At 64.0% G+C, this 17,616-nt stretch carries 19 protein-coding genes; 10 read left to right on the plus strand and 9 right to left on the minus strand.

All coding sequences use genetic code 11. From position 1 onward, the window contains the following. Positions 1 to 32: 32 nt before the first annotated feature. From BTW07_RS06165 to BTW07_RS06205, 9 genes are all read right to left on the minus strand, one after another. Positions 33 to 347, minus strand: coding sequence for a putative quinol monooxygenase (locus BTW07_RS06165; protein WP_075569281.1), 315 nt, complete (start codon positions 345 to 347; stop codon positions 33 to 35). A gap of 79 nt (positions 348 to 426) precedes the next feature. Beyond that, positions 427 to 858 carry a hypothetical protein gene (locus BTW07_RS06170; RefSeq protein WP_075569282.1) on the minus strand — a complete coding sequence of 144 codons (432 nt, stop codon included), beginning with the start codon at positions 856 to 858 and terminating at the stop codon, positions 427 to 429. A 77-nt stretch (positions 859 to 935) separates the two neighbouring features. Continuing rightward, positions 936 to 1,703: a DeoR/GlpR family DNA-binding transcription regulator gene (locus BTW07_RS06175; protein ID WP_075569283.1), complete on the minus strand. Its 768-nt coding sequence runs from the start codon at positions 1,701 to 1,703 to the stop codon at positions 936 to 938. 64 nt (positions 1,704 to 1,767) lie between these two features. Then, complete coding sequence (locus tag BTW07_RS06180; protein WP_075569284.1) at positions 1,768 to 2,940, minus strand: sialidase family protein; 1,173 nt, start codon at positions 2,938 to 2,940, stop codon at positions 1,768 to 1,770. 28 nt (positions 2,941 to 2,968) lie between these two features. Next, the gene (locus BTW07_RS06185) at positions 2,969 to 3,871 is read right to left on the minus strand and encodes an NAD(P)-dependent oxidoreductase (RefSeq protein WP_075569285.1); all 903 of its coding nucleotides are present in this window, start codon (positions 3,869 to 3,871) and stop codon (positions 2,969 to 2,971) included. 43 nt (positions 3,872 to 3,914) lie between these two features. Continuing rightward, positions 3,915 to 4,925 carry a 4-hydroxythreonine-4-phosphate dehydrogenase PdxA gene (gene pdxA, locus BTW07_RS06190; RefSeq protein WP_075569286.1) on the minus strand — a complete coding sequence of 337 codons (1,011 nt, stop codon included), beginning with the start codon at positions 4,923 to 4,925 and terminating at the stop codon, positions 3,915 to 3,917. Continuing rightward, positions 4,922 to 6,283, minus strand: coding sequence for a four-carbon acid sugar kinase family protein (locus BTW07_RS06195; protein ID WP_075569287.1), 1,362 nt, complete (start codon positions 6,281 to 6,283; stop codon positions 4,922 to 4,924). The genes pdxA and BTW07_RS06195 overlap by 4 nt, the downstream gene beginning before the upstream one ends. Beyond that, positions 6,270 to 7,160, minus strand: coding sequence for a 4-hydroxy-tetrahydrodipicolinate synthase (dapA, locus tag BTW07_RS06200; protein WP_075569288.1), 891 nt, complete (start codon positions 7,158 to 7,160; stop codon positions 6,270 to 6,272). The genes BTW07_RS06195 and dapA overlap by 14 nt, the downstream gene beginning before the upstream one ends. Positions 7,161 to 7,183: 23 nt before the next feature. Further along, complete coding sequence (locus BTW07_RS06205) at positions 7,184 to 8,554, minus strand: Nramp family divalent metal transporter (RefSeq protein ID WP_157958520.1); 1,371 nt, start codon at positions 8,552 to 8,554, stop codon at positions 7,184 to 7,186. 234 nt (positions 8,555 to 8,788) lie between these two features. On the opposite strand from BTW07_RS06205, the gene BTW07_RS06210 reads away from it, so the two are divergent. The 10 genes from BTW07_RS06210 to rluB all read left to right on the plus strand — a co-directional run. Then, entirely contained in the window at positions 8,789 to 9,460 is a 672-nt protein-coding gene (locus BTW07_RS06210) for an SDR family NAD(P)-dependent oxidoreductase (RefSeq protein ID WP_198651156.1), read from the plus strand. A gap of 35 nt (positions 9,461 to 9,495) precedes the next feature. Next, positions 9,496 to 11,325 carry a DNA repair helicase RadD gene (radD, locus tag BTW07_RS06215; protein ID WP_075569290.1) on the plus strand — a complete coding sequence of 610 codons (1,830 nt, stop codon included), beginning with the start codon at positions 9,496 to 9,498 and terminating at the stop codon, positions 11,323 to 11,325. A 107-nt stretch (positions 11,326 to 11,432) separates the two neighbouring features. Next, positions 11,433 to 11,510 (plus strand): pyrroloquinoline quinone precursor peptide PqqA, encoded by a 78-nt coding sequence (gene pqqA, locus BTW07_RS20315; RefSeq protein ID WP_075569317.1) that lies wholly within the window; start codon positions 11,433 to 11,435, stop codon positions 11,508 to 11,510. Then, complete coding sequence (gene pqqB, locus BTW07_RS06225) at positions 11,507 to 12,442, plus strand: pyrroloquinoline quinone biosynthesis protein PqqB (RefSeq protein ID WP_244158314.1); 936 nt, start codon at positions 11,507 to 11,509, stop codon at positions 12,440 to 12,442. Before pqqA ends, pqqB begins: the two co-directional genes overlap by 4 nt. Further along, on the plus strand, positions 12,436 to 13,299 hold the full coding sequence (gene pqqC / locus BTW07_RS06230) for a pyrroloquinoline-quinone synthase PqqC (RefSeq protein ID WP_244158315.1): 864 nt from the start codon (positions 12,436 to 12,438) through the stop codon (positions 13,297 to 13,299). The genes pqqB and pqqC overlap by 7 nt, the downstream gene beginning before the upstream one ends. Beyond that, positions 13,296 to 13,616 (plus strand): pyrroloquinoline quinone biosynthesis peptide chaperone PqqD, encoded by a 321-nt coding sequence (gene pqqD / locus BTW07_RS06235; protein ID WP_075569291.1) that lies wholly within the window; start codon positions 13,296 to 13,298, stop codon positions 13,614 to 13,616. The genes pqqC and pqqD overlap by 4 nt, the downstream gene beginning before the upstream one ends. Further along, positions 13,613 to 14,737 carry a pyrroloquinoline quinone biosynthesis protein PqqE gene (gene pqqE, locus BTW07_RS06240; protein ID WP_075569292.1) on the plus strand — a complete coding sequence of 375 codons (1,125 nt, stop codon included), beginning with the start codon at positions 13,613 to 13,615 and terminating at the stop codon, positions 14,735 to 14,737. The genes pqqD and pqqE overlap by 4 nt, the downstream gene beginning before the upstream one ends. A gap of 134 nt (positions 14,738 to 14,871) precedes the next feature. Continuing rightward, positions 14,872 to 15,804, plus strand: coding sequence for a segregation and condensation protein A (locus BTW07_RS06245; RefSeq protein WP_083941579.1), 933 nt, complete (start codon positions 14,872 to 14,874; stop codon positions 15,802 to 15,804). Continuing rightward, on the plus strand, positions 15,801 to 16,715 hold the full coding sequence (scpB, locus tag BTW07_RS06250) for an SMC-Scp complex subunit ScpB (protein WP_075569293.1): 915 nt from the start codon (positions 15,801 to 15,803) through the stop codon (positions 16,713 to 16,715). Before BTW07_RS06245 ends, scpB begins: the two co-directional genes overlap by 4 nt. A gap of 79 nt (positions 16,716 to 16,794) precedes the next feature. Then, the coding region (gene rluB / locus BTW07_RS06255) for a 23S rRNA pseudouridine(2605) synthase RluB (RefSeq protein WP_075569294.1) at positions 16,795 to 17,616 on the plus strand (822 nt) is incomplete at its 3' end.

Here is a 17,616-nt window from a genome sequence, read left to right on the forward strand (position 1 = left end):
GCGGATGCCGCGGGACGCAGTTCTCGGCGGGTCTATTCGGGACGCCTGGCAGTATGGAAGAAACGGACCGAGGGTTCGCCGTCGATCAGCGGCGCGGTGCCTGCCTTGAACGGCGGGTAGTGCGGCATCTGCATGTGGTGCTCGAAGGCAGCACGATCGCGATAGACCTCATGAAGCACGACGACATCCTCGTTGCCCTCCGGGGTCAGCACGTCGAATGCCAGGCAGCCTTCCTCGTTGGTCAGGGATTCACTGGCGTCGTTGTGCGCCAGCGCGAGAAAGGCCGGCATCTGGCCCGGCTTGATCTGAAATTCGGCAATGACCACGAAGTGGGTGGCATCGGCCATGATGATCTCCCTTATCGATGTCGAAACGGTCGTGGGAACGGGCTGCGGAGCGGTTGCCGCCAGCGCGTCTTTACTGACCTCAGTGTACGCGTGGTGCCTCGCCCATGCCGAGACGTTCCTGGAATTCGGCAACGGCGCTCTTGAGCAGTTCCAGCAGTCCGGGAATCAGCGCCACGCCCTGATCCGGCCCCTCGACGAACTGCTCCACGCTGACGTGCACGGCTTCGTTGTGCACCACCAGCTTGGCGGCTTTCAGCGTGTTCATCACATCGTTGGCGGTTTCCAGCAGCAGCGTGCGATGGGTGGCAGGAGCAGCCTGCCACACGCCGGGCAGCATCAATTGGAAGAACGCGGGCTCGTCGGTGGCGACGACCAGCACGAATTCCAGCTGATCCTGACGGATGCGTGCGGCCTGCGCGTCCATCGCCTCGATGTCGATTTCCATGGCGCGCAGCTGCTCGATGTAACGTTCGAGTGGCGTGGGGGAGGGGTGGGAAGTATCAGCCTGCATGAAAGCGCTCCGGGCAGAGTCATGTCGTGGGCGCGGTGGCGCCATGACCCCCATTGTAAGGCAGGGCGCCAAGGCGGTCAGGTTTCGGTCGCTGCCGGATGTCTGACCGTGGCGCCGAGGGCTCTGAACGACTCCAGGCGTTCGTCCGAGGCATCGGTGATCAGCGTCCATTGATGGGGGAACGGGGTCCAGTGCTGCTGGCTCGCGCGACCCAGCTTGGTGGCGTCGGCCATGACGTAGACCTCCGCCGCCCGGGAGATCATCGCTTCCTTAAGCCACGCCTGTTCCGGGCTGGCTTCGCACAGCCCCAGCTCGGTGACACCGTCGGCACTGAGAAACAGTCGGTCGACCGTCAGGCGTGACAGGGCCGCGTGCGCCAGCGGACCGTACGCGGTCATGCTCGAGGCGCGCAGGTCGCCGCCGAGCACGGTGGTGTGTCCCTCCGGCAGCTGTGTCAGCCAGGGCAGGGCGGCCAGGTTGTTGGTGACCACGTGAAGGCCGCGTCGCTCGCCGAGCCTGGCGGCCAGCGCCGCTGTGGTGGTGCCGCCATCCAGCAGCACGGTGTCGTTGTCTTCGATGCAACCCAGCGCGCAGTCCGCCAGGCGCGCCTTGACGTCGCCCTGGCGCGTGCGTCGCTGCTCCAGCGTCAGCTCCGGTTCGCGATGGCCGATGTGGGCTGCCGCCCCACAATAGGTGCGCACCAGCAGGCCCTGGTCGGAAAGCGCGCCCAGATCGCGCCGGGCGGTCGCTTCGGAGATGCCGAAGTGGCGGCAGAGAGCCTCGATACTGGTGATGCCGGCATGGACGGCTTCCAGCATGTCATGGCGGCGTTTGGCGACTTTCATAACAGACTCCTGAACATCAACGATAGTATGCCATAGCGCCCTCCCTGTGACCGGGATCCCGGTTTCAACCCTCGATCCAGTCCAGCGTGACTCGACTGTACTGAATGCACTGCCGAAATCGCGTAAAGGCAATGTGCAAGGCGTTGTCGGCACTCTGGACGATCGATGGATAGGAATATTCCCGGTTTGCCCGCGTCGCCGAGTCATTGGTCATGCAGTAGCCGTCGCCGACTTCCAGGTCCCGGCGTCGTGTCCAGGTTTTGCCGCCATCCCGTGAAAGAGCCAGGCTCATTGGCGCGCGAGGTACGCCCCAGAACGCGCTCTTGCCATGGATCGCATCCTGGTCTCTTAGCTCACCGTGAGATTCGCTATCTTCGATATCGTCGTAGAGTGACGTTCTCCTCTCCGTGACGCCGTCGGCATTGATATGGTTGTAAACCATGGCCAGCGTGCCGTTTGCCAATCGAATGCTCTGGATCGATGAGTTGTTGTTGGGAAGCGTCGTTTTTTCCGGAGCGCTCCAATGGCGACCGTCGTGGGAACGGCTGAGGTAGATATTGTCCGCCCAGCGGCTTCGGTAGAAGGCCACGAGTTCGCCGGCCTCGAGTTCGATCACGTTCATATGGACGCAACCGACGCTGTCGGGCACCTCATGCTCCTCCCAACGGCGACCACGGTCGCTGGAAACCAGCACGGCACTGATGTCATCGTTGCCGACCCAGCGTTCACCCGGCTGCGTACGACAATAGAAGACCGGGCATATCCAGTCACCGTTATCGAGGATCACCGGCGGATGACGAACGAAAGTGCCGGGGCGATCGAACAGCGTCTCGACCGGCCCCCAGCTTTTTCCTTCATCGACAGAGATGCGTCGACGCACGATCGAAGTGTTCTGGTGCCCCGATAGCTGGGCGGTGTAGAGCAGCCAGAGCTCGCCATCGCCGGCGTCGAACAGAATCGGGTTCTGCTCGGACCGCGTGTCGTCATCGGACAGCTTGACCGGCTCGCTCCAGCGCTCGCCATCGGTCGGCAGACGCGAGAGATAGATCGAAATGTCCGGGATGCCTTCCTGAGTCCCGCCGAACCACACGCAGAGCAGCTCGCCCGAGGGGAGAACGTGAAGATTGGCAGCGTGATTCTGGACGCAGGGGGAGGGCAGCAGTGCATTCAGTCGTGCCGAATCCCCCAAGGCGGGGCGCAGCTCGCCATCAAAAGTGACTTCACTTACGGTCGTCATGGTCGCTCCTTGGCATCGAGTGGAAAGATCAAGCCAGTGACAGGTGATGGCGGGATGCGACGATATCCGACAGTTCGGGCACGAATTTTTCACCGTCGCCCTGGGATTCGGCGCTGGCATAGAGATCGCGGACCGCCTTGGCGACACCGGCCTCCACGTTCATCGCCTCGGCCAGCGAGGCCAGATAGCGCGTGTCCTTGTGGGCATTGCTCAAGGTGAAGCGGTGGGCGTCACGATCGCGCTCGAGGACGTACTGGAAAAAGGTGCGGTAGAAACCGCTGTCCATGCGCGATCCCCGGATAACGCTATCGAACGTCTGCGGCGTGATGCCAGCCTTGGCACCGATGGTGAGCGCTTCTGCAAAGATCGCGCCATAGCCCATGGCGAGGAAATTGTTGAGCAGTTTCATGGTATGACCGGCGCCGACCGGGCCGACGTGGATGATCTTCGACGTCCAGGTCTCGAGGACCGGCCTTACGCGTTCCAGCACGCCATCATCCGCGCCCACGATCGCCTGTAGTTCGCCGGCCGTGGCCTGGGTCGGCGTGCCGCCGAGCGGCGCGTCGATCAAGTCGAACCCCTCCGCTGCCAGCGATTCGGCGAGCCTGCGCGTGACCGTCGGCTCCGAAGTCGAACAGTCGATGATGACGAGCGCATCACGACCCGCCCGTTTGGCGCCGGCGCGGATGCCCGCTTCCCCTTCGATCAGCGCCTCTACCTGGGGTGCGCCGGTCACGCAAAGGAAGACGATGTCACAATCGGCGCCAAGCTGAGCGGCGTCTCTCGCCTCGGTGGCCCCTTTGGCGACCAGGTCGTCGATGGGTTGACGGTTACGGTGCGCCAGAACTTCGAGAGGATAGCCACCTTTCAGGATATTGCCGGCGATGCCGGCTCCCATGAGTCCCAGTCCTGCAAAACCGATGGTCGGCATGTCTGTCTCCTATGTGCTCGATAAGATTTGTCGTGTTTACGGCTCACGCCGCCTTCGGCTTCCGGTGGCTCGCCAGTTCGACCGCCTGACGCAGCGCCTCGATCAGGCTGCGTTCGTCGGCGATACCCTTGCCGGCGATGTCAAAGGCGGTGCCGTGATCGACCGAGGTACGTACTACCGGCAGGCCGACGGTGACGTTGACGCCGGCTTCCAGGCCCATCACCTTGACCGGGCCATGGCCCTGGTCGTGATACATCGCCACCACGCAGTCGAAGTCTCCGCGGCCGGCACGGAAGAACAGCGTGTCGGCGGGCAGAGGGCCTTCGACGTTCCAGCCGCGCTCGCGCAACGCCTTGATCGCCGGGACGATCTTTTCCTCCTCTTCGCCATAACCGAACAGACCGTTCTCGCCGGCATGCGGATTGATACCGCAGACCGCGATGCGCGGATCGTGCTGTCCGGCACGCGCCAGCGTTTCGTGGGCACGTTCGATCGTGCGAGTCACCAGGCCGGGCTCGATGCGTGCGATGGCGTCGATGATGCCGATATGGGTAGTGACATGTATCACCTTCATTTTCGGTGTCACCAGCATCATCGAGACCTCATCGGTGCCGGTGAGGTGGGCCAGGAGTTCGGTATGGCCGGGAAACAGATGGCCGCCGGCGTGCAGCGCTTCCTTGTTGAGCGGGGCGGTGCAGATCGCGTTCAGCTCGCCGGACTCGATCAGCTCCACGGTTCTGGCGATGTACTGGTAGGCGGCATCGCCGGCGACGCTGGAGACGGCACCCCAGGGGAGATCGTCCGGAATGAGGCCGAGATCGATACACTCCAGCGTGCCGCGTTCGAAGCGCGCTTCACTGGGGGATTCGACGGTGTGTAGCTCGAGCTTCGAACCGACGATGGCCATTGCCTTGCGCAGGCGTCCGGCGTCACCGATGACCAGCGGGCAGCAGATATCGTGAACCGCGTCGTGGGCGAGCGCGCGGACGATGACTTCGGGGCCGATGCCGGCGGCATCGCCCATGGTGATACCAATGACGGGACGTTCGCTCATGACAGTGTCCTTGGGTTGGGCGAATGTGTGGGCGAATGTGTGGGCGAATGTGTGGGCGAAGGTGTGGACGAAGAAGCAGTAGCGATGGGCCTGTCGTTCCAGACCCGTTGAAAGGCGTGGGTATCGCCGAAACCGCCGGCCTTGGTCACGACCTCCAGTTGGCGCTGCCCAAGCTGGCAGCGCAGCCGTGCCATACCGGTATCGGGGGCGTCCAGCAGCACGAGTTCGGTGATGTCGGCGGCGATCAGCAGCGCCCTGGCGGTAGCGCCGCCCGTGGCAATCAGGCGATCGACAGTGCCCAGGTGGGGAGCCAACAGCCTGCCCAGCGCGAGGCTGAGCTGGGGCCCTTCGGCGGCATCGCGATCCTCGCTCTGACGCAGGCGTACCATCACGTCCCGCCCCTCGGCGAGCGACCCGGCGACACGCCGATTCAGTGCCGTCACGGCGCTCTGCGGGGCCGGCGGACGCAGCGTGGCGGCTTCGATCTCGATGACCTCCAGCCCATTGGCATGGCCGACAAGCGCATCGGCCTGGGCATGAGAGATACCGCTCATGCTGCCGATGACGATCAGCGTCGGACGCGTACGCGTACGCGTACGCGGCGCCGGTTGACCGGTCACGCTTCCGACGAGTTTCAGCGCCTCGGGAAGCCTCTCGCCAAGACCGGCGGAACCGACCCAGAAGACATTTTCCAGCCTGGCGCTGAGCGCCGCGAGACGGCGGAGGTCGCTGTCCGTCTCGGCATCGCAGACCACGGCCTGGACGCCCAGCCGCTGCTGCTCGCGTAGTGTGGCGACGACATCCTCCTCGCGGCCGTTGAGCGCGACGAGATCGAGATGGCCGGTGCGCAGCGCCGTCCCCCGAAGCATCGCCACCAGATCGGCCTGGCCGGTAATGCCTTCGTTGGTCCAGACCTCCGTCTCTTCCACCGGCCGGCCATGGAGCCATTTACGACCGTCACGCGTGGTGCGACCGGTGGCCGGATAGGCGGGGGCGACGATCGCCATGCCGGCAACGTCCACCAGGCTCGCGATCTCGGCGGCGACGTTGCCGCGCAGGGTCGAATCCACTTTCTTGTAAAGATAGTGGTGGCGGCCACGCCAGGCCGCTAGTGCCTTGCGGTGACGGTCGGCGGCCTCGCCGGGCGTGCGGCCGCGAGAATCCATGTCGATGGCCACGGCCTCGGTGCCGACGATGTCCTCGGCGTCCAGGGCCACGGTCGTCTCCAGCCCCGCCCGGGCACAGCCAATGGCCGAGTCCGCGGTGCCGGTCAGGTCATCGGCGAGGATCAGCAGGCGCGTTGGTATCGTCTCGACGCCGGTGGACTCGTCATTCGGTGCGGGCTCAGCGTTCGACACGGTCGTAGACCTTGATGGCCTGCTTGAGCTTCTCCAGCGCTTCCGGCTCCAGTGCCTGCACCGGTGAGCGGGCCGGGCCGGCCGGCATGCCGAGAAGACCGGCGGCCGTCTTCAGCACGCTCGGCATGGTGCCCAGCGCAAAGGCGTTGCGCAGGGGGCGGAGCTTCTCCTGAGCTTCGCGAGCGGTCTCGAAATCGCCGGCCTGCCAGGCGTTCCAGATCGTCATCACGACATCGGGCACGGCATTGGTGGTCGCGGCAACGGCACCGTCGCCGCCAGCCATCAGCGTCCACAGGATCATCGAGTCGGTGCCGGTGAAGACGGCGAAGTCGTCGCGGCGCAGGCGGATTAGCTGCACCAGGCGGTCGAAGTCGCCGCCGCTATCCTTGATCGCGCGGATATTGGGTATTTCAGAGAGCGTCGCCACGCTGGGTATGGTCAGCGTCACGCCCGCCTTGGCCGGAATGGTGTAGAGCAGGATCGGCAGGTCGGTGGCCTCGGCGATGCGCTCGTAATGGGTGATCAGCTCGGCCTGGGTGGCGCCGTTGAAATAGGGCGTGATGATCGACAGGCCATCGACGCCGACCTCTTCCATCCGGCGGTTGAGTGCGATCACGCCACGCGTGGTATAGCCACCGGTGCCGGCGAAGACCGGTACGCGCCCCGCGGCCTGGTCCTTGACGATCGAGGCGACGCGCACTTTTTCATCATCGGTGAGCGAAAAGAATTCACCGTTGGTGCCCAATGCGAAGAGCCCGTGGACGCCCTTGTTGATCAGGGTCTCGGTCAAATCACGCAGACCTGGCTCGTCGATCTCCTCGTGCTCGTCCAGCGGGTTGATCATGGCAGGCACGATGCCCTGGAATTCGTTGCTCATGAAATTTCCTCGTTGTTTCCCAATCAGCTCAACTGGCCAATTGCCTTGATGAGATTGTCGACGATGGCGTAAAGCGACCACAGGCCGATCAACGACAGCACCATCAGAATCAGCGTCTGCCACCAGCGGTTGACGTGCTCGTCCAGCATGAACCGACGCGAGCTGGTCATGCGTAGCACGCCATAGAGAATCGGCGGCAACAGAATCGCCGTGATCACGCTGGTGCCGAAGACACTCAGATAGACCAGGTTGGGTGCCTGCGGCATGCAGATGAACAGCGGCACGACGATGAAGGCAGCGATCAGCACGCGGTTGTACCAGGGATCGTCCACGGGCTTGGCAAAGGACTTGCCGCGTTTGGTCGCCAGATGCAGGCCGTTGAACATCAGGTTGGCGAAACCGCGAGCGTTGGCCGGGAAGCTGGAGAACGCCGCGAGGAACAGGCTAATCCACAGCAGCGGCGGGCCGAGCGGGCCGACGGCCATTTCCATCATGGTCGCCAGGTCGTTCTCGTTGGAGACGGTCATGCCGGTACCGCGGATGGTTTCCGCTGCGACGATCCAGAACAGGACATTGATGATCAGCAGCGGCAACATGCCCGCCAGCAGGTCGAACTGCTGTAGACGACGATACCGGGGGCCGTTCCAGCCGCGTTCATCCATGAAGTAAGGGTAGAGCAGATTGAGTGCCGAGCCACCGATGGTGCCGATCGTCGCGACGGCGATGAAAATGGCGTCGAAGGGACCGTTGTTGGCCGGGATCGAGAAGGTCAGCCCCTTGACCATTTCCACCAGATCGATATGCCCGGTCGCGGCGATCGCGCCGATGAAGGTCACGATGATGACCACCGATGCGATTCGTGCCGTCCACTCCAGCCACTGGTAGGCGTTACTTCTCGACAGCATCACGATGGTCAGTACCACGACGATGGCGCCACCGATGAAGTAACCCCAGGTAGTCGTCCCGATACCACCGCCAAGATGGTAGAGCGCGACCGCGCAGGCGCGTAGGAAACTCATCTGGATGATGATGGCGTAGAAGAAAATCGCCACCCCGAAGAACATCGGGAATCCTCGCCAGACGCGTTGAAAGCCTTGCAGGACCGACGTGTCGCCAAAGCGGTTCTCGAGCTTGTACTTGGCGATGGCCGAGATCATGCAGTAGCGCGCAAAGAGCGCGACGACCAGTGTCCACATCAGGGCATAGCCGTAGTTGGCGCCCGATACGGTGGAACTGACCAGATCCCCGGTGCCCAGAAAAGCCATGGCCAGGACAAGTCCAGGGCCGATGCAGCGAATGTATTCGCCTGCCGTGCGAGGTAGCAGGGGCTCGGAGCTGCCTTCGGCTTGCGGCGCGGGCGGAATCGCCTGTGCGGTGACTGAGCGTTGTGACATGAATGCCGCCTCCAGCATCTGATTGATTCGATCTTTTTGGTGGCGACAAATCTGATCAGTTCGATCTTTTTTCGCAAGAAAGACAAGCTTATACCAAGGTCTAGCTGTTAGTCATTTTGTCTATAATTCTATGTTTTTAAATGAAAAATAAAAGATAGTGCTTTGGTCTAACGGCTTCGGCATGGTGATCGAGTATGATTGATTCTTCCATTTTTGCCGAGGTGTTTGACCGACATGCGCATTCTGATCTCCGGCTGCAGTTCAGGTATTGGCTTGGCAACGACCCGTCGACTGCTCCATCAAGGCCATGAGTTGATCGGCATCAGTCGGCGGCCGCCACCCATCGAGACCGCTGGATTTCGATGGTGCCCGGCGGATCTGCTGGATTCCGATGATGGGATGGCGTGGCTGGTCGAGGATCTGGCCATCGAAGCCCTGGTCCATGCTGCCGGCTTCATGCATACGGCCTATCTGGGGGCGCTGAATCCAGCACAAGCGCAGACGATGTGGCGGCTGCACGTGGAGGCGCCCTCGCGCCTGGTCGACAGGCTGATGGCACAGCGACACCCGCTGTCGAGGATCATCCTCGTGGGCAGCCGAACACAGCAGGGCGCGAGGGGGAAAAGCGCTTACTCGGCATCCAAGGCGGCGCAACAGGGGCTGGTGCGCTCATGGGCGATGGAGTTGGTGGGCCAAGGCGTGACGGTCAATCTGGTGGCCCCGGGGCCGACGGACACGCCGATGCTCAATGATCCGGCTCGAACTGGCGTGCCGCCTCAAGCGCCGCCAATGGGGCATTTCATTGCGCCTGACGAGATTGCCGCCGCTATCGAGTTCCTGATCTCCCGTGACGCGCGCTCGATCACGGGGCAGACGTTGACCGTGTGTGCGGGGGCGTCGCTGTAAGCATCGGGGTGGATGGACGTATATAATCTGCCGCCATGGTCAACGACGCCCCCTTCTCCCACGCTCCCCAGTTGCGGCCCTACCAGACGCAAGCCGTCGATAACGTCATCGCGCACTTTCGTGGCAGCGACGACCCGGCCGTGGTCGTGTTGCCGACCGGGAGCGGTAAATCTCTGGTCATCGCCGAGCTGGCGCGGCGTGCCCGTGGCCGGGTACTGGTGCTGGCCCACGTGCGCGAACTGGTCGAGCAGAACCATGCCAAGTACCTCGCCTATGGGTTGGAGGCGGATATCTTCAGCGCCGGCCTGGGCCGCAAGGAGAGCGGTCGCCAGGTGGTGTTCGGTTCGGTGCAGTCGGTGGTCAACGGTCTGGACGATTTCGCCACCGGCGAGTTCACGCTGCTGGTGATCGACGAGTGCCACCGGGTCACGTTCACTCGAGAGGGCGGTTCGGAGCGCCATGCGGCAGCGTCGGGAAAAGCGGGTCAGCGGACCGTCTCCACCTACGAAAAGGTGATCGCGCGACTGCGCCAGGCGCGGCCCAACCTCAAGGTGCTGGGACTGACGGCAACGCCGTATCGGCTTGGCGAGGGCTTTCTCTATCACCGCCACTACCACGGCATGGTGAAAGGGCCGGAGGCGGCGTTCTTTCGCGATTGCGTGTTCGAGCAGCCGCTGCGCGTGATGGTGCGCCAGGGCTATCTCGCCGAACCCCGGCGCATCGACGGGGCCATGGCCTTCTACGACTTCTCGCGCCTGACCCCACAGCGCAACGGCCAGTTTGCCGAGCGCGATCTCGACGGCGTCGTTCGAGGCAATCGTGCCACGCCACAGATCATTCACGACGTGATCGAACGTGCCCGGGACCGAGAGGGGGTGATGATCTTCGCGGCGACGGTGGCTCACGCCGAGGAGGTGCTGGGGCTGTTGCCTTCAGGGGAAAGCGCGCTGGTGACCGGGGCGACGCCGGGGCCGGAGCGGGAGCGCCTGATCACGACGTTCAAGGCCCGCGAGCTCAAGTATCTGGTCAACGTGGCGGTATTGACGACCGGTTTCGATGCGCCCCACGTGGATGTGATCGCCATTCTGCGCCCAACGGAATCGGTGGGGCTCTATCAGCAGATCGTGGGGCGCGGCCTGCGGCTCTCGCCAGGCAAGCGCGACTGCCTGATTCTCGACTACGCCGGCAACCCCTGGGAGCTCTACGCGCCGGAGATTGCCCAGGCGCGCCCGGACGGCGAAAGCGAACCGGTGCAGGTCGAATGCCCCGAATGCGGCTTCGCCAATATCTTTTGGGGCAAGCGCGACGGCGACTTCGTGATCGAACATCACGGTCGGCGCTGTCAGGGGCTGGAGGGGGGAAGCCAGTGCACCTTTCGCTTTCGTTTCAAGGTGTGCGAGCAGTGCGGCGGCGAGAACGATATCGCCGCACGCGCCTGCGGCCACTGCGGCGAGCGCCTGGTCGACCCGGACGACAAGTTGCGCGATGCGCTCAAGCTGCGTCACGCCAAGGTCCTGCGGGTCAGTGGCATGCAGCTCGAGGCGACCACCAACGGGCGCGGGGTGCCGCGGCTCAAGGTGACCTACCATGATGAAGACGGCGAGACGCTGGATGAATGGTTCGGGCTCGACACGCCCGCTCAGCAGCATGTCTTTGCACGCGTCTTTCTACGCCAGCATCTGCGCGCTCCGGGCAGCGGCTGGCGGCCAGGCTCGGCCGAGGAGGCGGCTGCCGAAGCGGCGCGTCTGCGCGCGCCGGACTTCGTCATCGGCCGCAAGACCGGGCGTCACTGGCGGGTCGACGAGAAGCTGTTCGACTATGTCGGGCGTTATCGCACGGCGGACACGGCAGGCGCCGAAGGGTAGAATCGTTTTCTTGCTAATAAAAGCATTGGGCCAATCGCGCCCTTTGACTAGAATGAAGTGCCGCTCGTTCGAGCGCTCACCCCAAACCGAAGATCAAGGAGCTCCCCATGAGCTGGACGACCCCGGAAGTGAAGGAAATCTGCGTCGGCATGGAAATCAACGACTACATGCCCGCTGAATTTTGAGCCAACAGCAAGACACGCGCGGCGGCGCTGCTCTGCAGCTGCGCGTACTGGGGGCGGCCGCCGGTGGCGGTTCGCCTCAGTGGAACTGCCGCTGCGAGGTGTGCCGCCTGGTCTGGGAAGGCGATCCGCGCGTGACGCCGCGAACCCAATCCTCGATTGCCGTCAGTGTCGACGGCGAAAACTGGGCGCTGATCAACTGCGCGCCCGATATTCTCAAACAGATTCAACAGACGCCGGCATTGCATCCGCGCGAGGGCCGACGGCACACACCGATCGCCAGCGTGCTGCTGACCAATGCCGACGTCGATCATATTGGCGGGCTGCTCAATCTCCGCGAAAGCTCGCCGTTTCGGCTGCTGGCGACGCCGATGATCCAGGATGTGCTGCGTGGCAGCCCGATCTTCGATGTGCTGAACCCCGATCATGTCAGTCGTGAATCGATCGCCCTGGATCAACCCTTCACGCTGCTCGACGGCCTGCAGGCTCGGCTGTTCGCGGTGCCGGGCAAGACCGCGCTCTTTCTGGAGGGCGACCGGGTCGAGATCGGTGTCGAAGGCGAGAGTACCGTCGGCGTCGAACTGATCAGCGGCGACAAGCGCGCCTACTATATCCCCGGCTGCGCCGCGATGACGCCGACACTCGCTGCGCGTCTCGAAGGTGCCGACCTGCTGCTGTTCGACGGCACCCTGTGGCGCGACGACGAAATGGTACGCGCGGGCGTCGGCCACAAGACGGGCCAGCGCATGGGCCACATGTCGATGTCCGGCGCCGAGGGCAGCATCGCGGCGCTGGCCGAGCTCTCGCTGGGCAGGCGTGTCTTCGTCCATATCAACAACACCAATCCGGTGTTGATCGCGGATTCTCCCGAGCGTCAGGCGGCCGAACGCGCCGGCTGGGACATCGCCCATGACGGCATGGAGCTCTCTTGCTGAATTTCGAAAACCATCCCGATCTCGTCGAACCGCTGAGCATCGAAGCGCTGGAAGCGCGCCTGCGCGAGGTCGGCGAGACCCGCTACCATCATCGTCATCCGTTCCAGTTGATGCTCCAGAACGGTGAGCTCGACAAGCGTCAGGTCCAGGCCTGGGCGCTCAACCGCTACTATTATCAGGCGATGATTCCGATCAAGGATGCTTCCTTGATGGCCAGGCTCGACGATCCTGACCTGCGCCGAACCTGGCGTTCGCGACTGGTCGATCACGACGGTGAAGTGGCGGGCGAGGGCGGCATCGAGCGCTGGCTCAAGCTGACCGACGGCCTCGGCCTGTCGCGTGAGCTGGTCGTCTCGACTCGCGGCATCCTGCCGGCGACGCGTTTTGCCGTCGAAGCCTATACCCACTTCGTGCGCGATCGGACGCTGCTGGAGGCGATCGCCTCGTCGCTGACCGAGCTGTTCTCGCCGATGGTGATCGGCCAGCGCGTGCGCGGCATGCTCGAACACTACGACTTCGTCTCCCGCGAGACGCTCTCCTACTTCGAGCCGCGTCTGACCCAGGCGCCGCGCGACGCCGAGATGGCGCTCGACTACGTCAAACGCCATGCCAAGCGCGCCGACCAGCAGCAGGCGGTGATCGATGCGCTGCGCTTCAAGTGCAGCGTGCTGTGGGCGATGCTCGATGCGCTGCAACACGCCTATGTCGGTTCCGGCTCGAATGCAGCGGGCCAGGTGCCGCCGGGCGCCTGGGGCAGTGGCATCGAAGGGCAGGAAATCGAAGGTGACGGCCTGGGTGGCTACGTGAGTGGCTACGCGAGTGACGGCCTGAATGACCACGGGAGGCATGCCCGATGAGTGCCGATACCGATAGTAATGGCGACACCGGCGGCGTGCCCGGTCTTCACGAATCCGACGTGGTGAAGATCCCGCGCGGCGTTCGGCTGCGCGAGGACAAGGCCCGCGGTGGCTGGGTGCTGCTGGCGCCGGAACGCGTGTTCCAGCTCGATCCCATCGCCCAGCAGGTGCTCACCCGCGTCGATGGCGAGCGCGATGTCGCCGCCATCGTCGATGATCTTGCGCAGACGTTCGCCGCGCCGCGGGATCGCATACTCGTCGACGTGGGGGCGATGCTCGCCGATCTGATCACCAAGAACGTCCTGGAAGTGGTATGAATACTCAGCCGGAAGCGCGACAGTCGCCCTCGATGCAGCCACCCCCCATCGGCATGTTGGCGGAACTGACCCACCGCTGCCCACTGCAGTGCCCGTACTGCTCCAATCCGGTCGAATTGAGCCGCAAGCGCGAAGAGCTCGATACCGGGACCTGGCAGCGGGTCTTTGCCGAGGCGGCCGAGCTTGGCGTACTGCAGGTGCATCTTTCCGGTGGCGAGCCGGCACTGCGCCAGGATCTGGAAGCGCTGGTGGCGAGCTGTGCCGAGCACGGCCTCTACTCCAACCTGATCACCGCCGGCGTCAATATCAGCCGGGCGCGGCTCGAAGCGTTGGCGGATGCCGGGCTCGATCACGTGCAGCTCTCGGTGCAGGGCGCGACTGCCGAGGTCAACGATCATATCGCCAATCTCCCCGGGGCCTTCGACAAGAAGCTGGCCTTTGCGGCGGAAGTGACCGACGTCGGGCTGCCGTTGACGCTCAACAGCGTGATCCATCGCGTCAACCTGCATCAGATTCCCGATCTGGTCGAACTGGCACTGGCGCTGGGCGCGCGGCGTCTCGAGATCGCTCACGCGCAGTACTACGGCTGGGCACTTCAGAACCGTGGCGCGCTGATGCCGCCGCGTGAACAGGTAATGGAGGCGCTCGATCTGGTGGAGGCGGCCCGCGAGCGCCTCAAGGGCAAGTTGGTGATCGACGCCGTGGTGCCGGATTACTACGCGCGGCTGCCCAAGCCGTGCATGAACGGCTGGGGCCGCCAGTCGCTCAACGTCACGCCCGCGGGCAAGGTGCTGCCTTGCCACGCCGCCGAGACGATCCCCGGACTCGAGTTCTGGAACGTGGGCGAGCACGCCCTGGGCGATATCTGGCAGCACAGCCCCGCGTTCAACGCCTATCGCGGCACCGACTGGATGCCCGACGCCTGCCAGGGCTGCGAGCGCCGCGAGATCGACTGGGGCGGCTGTCGCTGCCAGGCCCTGATGTTGACCGGCGACGCCACCCAGATGGACCCGGTCTGCGAACTTTCGCCCTATCACGAAGAGATCCAGACGCTGGCGATCATCGATTCGAGTCGAGACGATGAATTTACCTATCGCCGATTTGCGCGCCAGCCTGCCTAAGACGATCTTGCCTGACAACGCCGCCGAAAAGAGCGATCGCCTCCTCCCGATAGGCCACGCTGCCAACGCTTGATAGACTGGACATCCTTTCATTCAGCAGCGGCTTTTCATCGCGCGACAAAGAGGGAGGCGGCGTGAGCGTTATCGAATCCGAACGACCCGATGCCGCCGAGGCGTCGCCTGCCGGTCAGCTGCCGCTGGAGTTCGTGGCGCGGGTCAATGGCGAAGGGCTGACCGAGCTGCCGCAGGATCTCTACATTCCGCCAGAAGCGCTCAAGGTCTTTCTCGAGACCTTCGAAGGGCCGCTCGACCTGCTGCTCTATCTGATCCGGCGGCAGAATCTCGACATCCTGGCCATCAATGTCGCCGCGATCACCCACCAGTACGTCGAGTACGTGGATCTGATGCAGGCGATGGAGATCGATCTCGCCGGCGAGTATCTGGTGATGGCCGCGATGCTCGCCGAGATCAAGTCGCGCTCGCTGCTGCCGCGCCCGCCCAAGGGTGACGACGAGGATGAAGAAGCCGATCCGCGGGCCGAACTGATCCGGCGCCTGCAGGCGTACGAGCAGCTCAAGCTTTCCGCCGAGGAGCTCGATGCGCTGCCGCGCATGGGACGCGACTGGCACTCGGCCCAGGCGGCGCTGCCGCAGCTCGAATCGCGGGTGGTGCATCCGGATGTCTCGTTGAACGATCTGCTGGGCGCGCTGGGCGGCATGCTCAAGCGGGCCGATCTGCGTCAGTCGCACCGGATCAGTCGTGAAGTACTCTCGACCCGCGAGCGAATGCTCGCGATCATGGCCCGGCTGAACGCGGATCATTACACTCCGTTCGAGGCGCTGTTCGCGCTTTCCGAGGGGCGTGCCGGGGTCATCGTGACCTTCATGGCGATTCTCGAATTAGCGCGTGAGTCGATGATCGAAATCGTGCAGAATGCGCCGCTCTCGCCGATTCACCTGCGGGCGCGGCTGGCGCTGGAAGCGGGCATCGTCGACGAGACCGAAGGCGCTCCCGGCGAAGCAGAGGGTGTCTTCGAGACCGGCAGCGACGACGAGGCGAAGGCATGAACCGCCTGACCGACCCCTACGTGACCCCCATGCTGGACGACATTCTCGAAGCGGTGCTGCTGGCCGCCGGCGAGCCGGTATCGCTGGAGCGACTCGAGACGCTGTTCGACGAGGGGCTTTTCGAGTCAGCGCAGCCGCCCTCGCGAGCGGCGCTTCGCGAGTCGCTCAACAAGCTTTCGGATCGGCTGACAGCTGGCGGGGCGCTGGAGCTCAACGAATCGGCATCGGGCTATCAGTTGCGTATCCGGCAGCGCTATTCACCCTGGGTATCGCGGCTGTGGGACGAAAAACCGCAGCGCTATTCCCGGGCGCTGCTCGAGACGCTGGCGCTGATCGCCTATCGCCAGCCGGTCACCCGCGGGGATATCGAAGAGGTGCGCGGGGTGGCGGTCAGCAGCTCGATCATGCGCACGCTGGTGGAGCGCGGCTGGATTCGCGTCGTCGGTCATCGCGACGTGCCGGGGCGGCCGGCGGTCTATGCGACCACGCGGGCCTTCCTCGATGATCTGGGGCTGAAGACGCTGGATTCGCTACCGCCGATGCATGAGCTCAAGACGTTCGAAACGTTCGAAACGTTCGAAACCGGCATGGCCGAGCCGTTTCCCGAGGTGTCCGATGGCAGCGATGCATCGGATGCCGGGCCCTCCGATGACGAGACGATCGGGGGCGACCTCAGTGCGGGTATCGAGGGCGGCGCGGATATCGATGACGGATCGAATGATACGGAAAATATATCGGCAACGTCGGAAGGTTCCGACAATGACGAACACGCCGAGATGGCGTCCCCCGGCGAGTCGCCGAGTTTTGCCGAGCTCGAAGCGCGACTGGCCGAACGTGCCCGACAGCGTCAGGCCGAGGAAGCGGAGTCGAACTCCGCCCCGGCGGATGGCAAGTCGGACACGGACACATGAGCGTCACCACGACCGATCGGGTTGCCCTTTGGCAGGCGATCACCGGTGGCTCCTCGAGCCGATGAGGCAATGAAACATCATGACGGACATCAATACCGAAAAGCTGCAGAAAGTGCTCGCGCGTGCCGGCCATGGCTCACGGCGGGAAATGGAAACGGCGATCAGCGCCGGCCGGATCAAGGTCAACGGTCAGGTCGCCAAGCTGGGTGACCGGGTCGGCTCGCGTGATCGCGTGGCACTCGACGATCGGCCGATCAACCTGCGGGCGGTCGAGGAAGTCCCGCGCCGGGTCATCATGTACAACAAGCCGGAAGGCGAGCTTTGCACGCGCAAGGATCCGGAGGGGCGGCGAACCGTGTTCGAGCGGTTGCCGCGACTGAAAGGCGAGCGCTGGATCGCGATCGGCCGGCTGGATATCAATACCAGCGGGCTGCTGCTGTTCACGACCGACGGCGAACTGGCCAACCGGCTGATGCATCCCTCCCACCAGATCGAGCGCGAATACGCGGTACGCGTGATGGGCGAGGTCAAGCGCGAGCACGTGGTCGCCATGGTCGAGGGCGTGATGCTCGAGGATGGCCCGGCGCGTTTTTCCGACGTGCAGGAGTTCGGTGGTGAAGGCATCAATACCTGGTTCCACGTCGTGATCCTGGAAGGGCGCAACCGTGAGGTTCGCCGGCTGTGGGAGTCCCAGGGGCTGACAGTGAGTCGGTTGAAGCGCGTGCGCTATGGCAACATCTTCCTCGACAAGCGGGCCAAGGCCGGCGAGTGGACCGAGATGACCCAGGACGAGATCGACGAGCTGTCGACCCTGGCCGGCCTCGAACCGCGCAAGGTGCCGGAGCTGACCCCTGACGAGAAAAATCGCTGGAGCCGCGACAAGAACAAGCGTCGTCCGGTG

This window comes from Salinicola socius (genome assembly GCF_001937195.1).
GTDB lineage: Bacteria > Pseudomonadota > Gammaproteobacteria > Pseudomonadales > Halomonadaceae > Salinicola > Salinicola socius.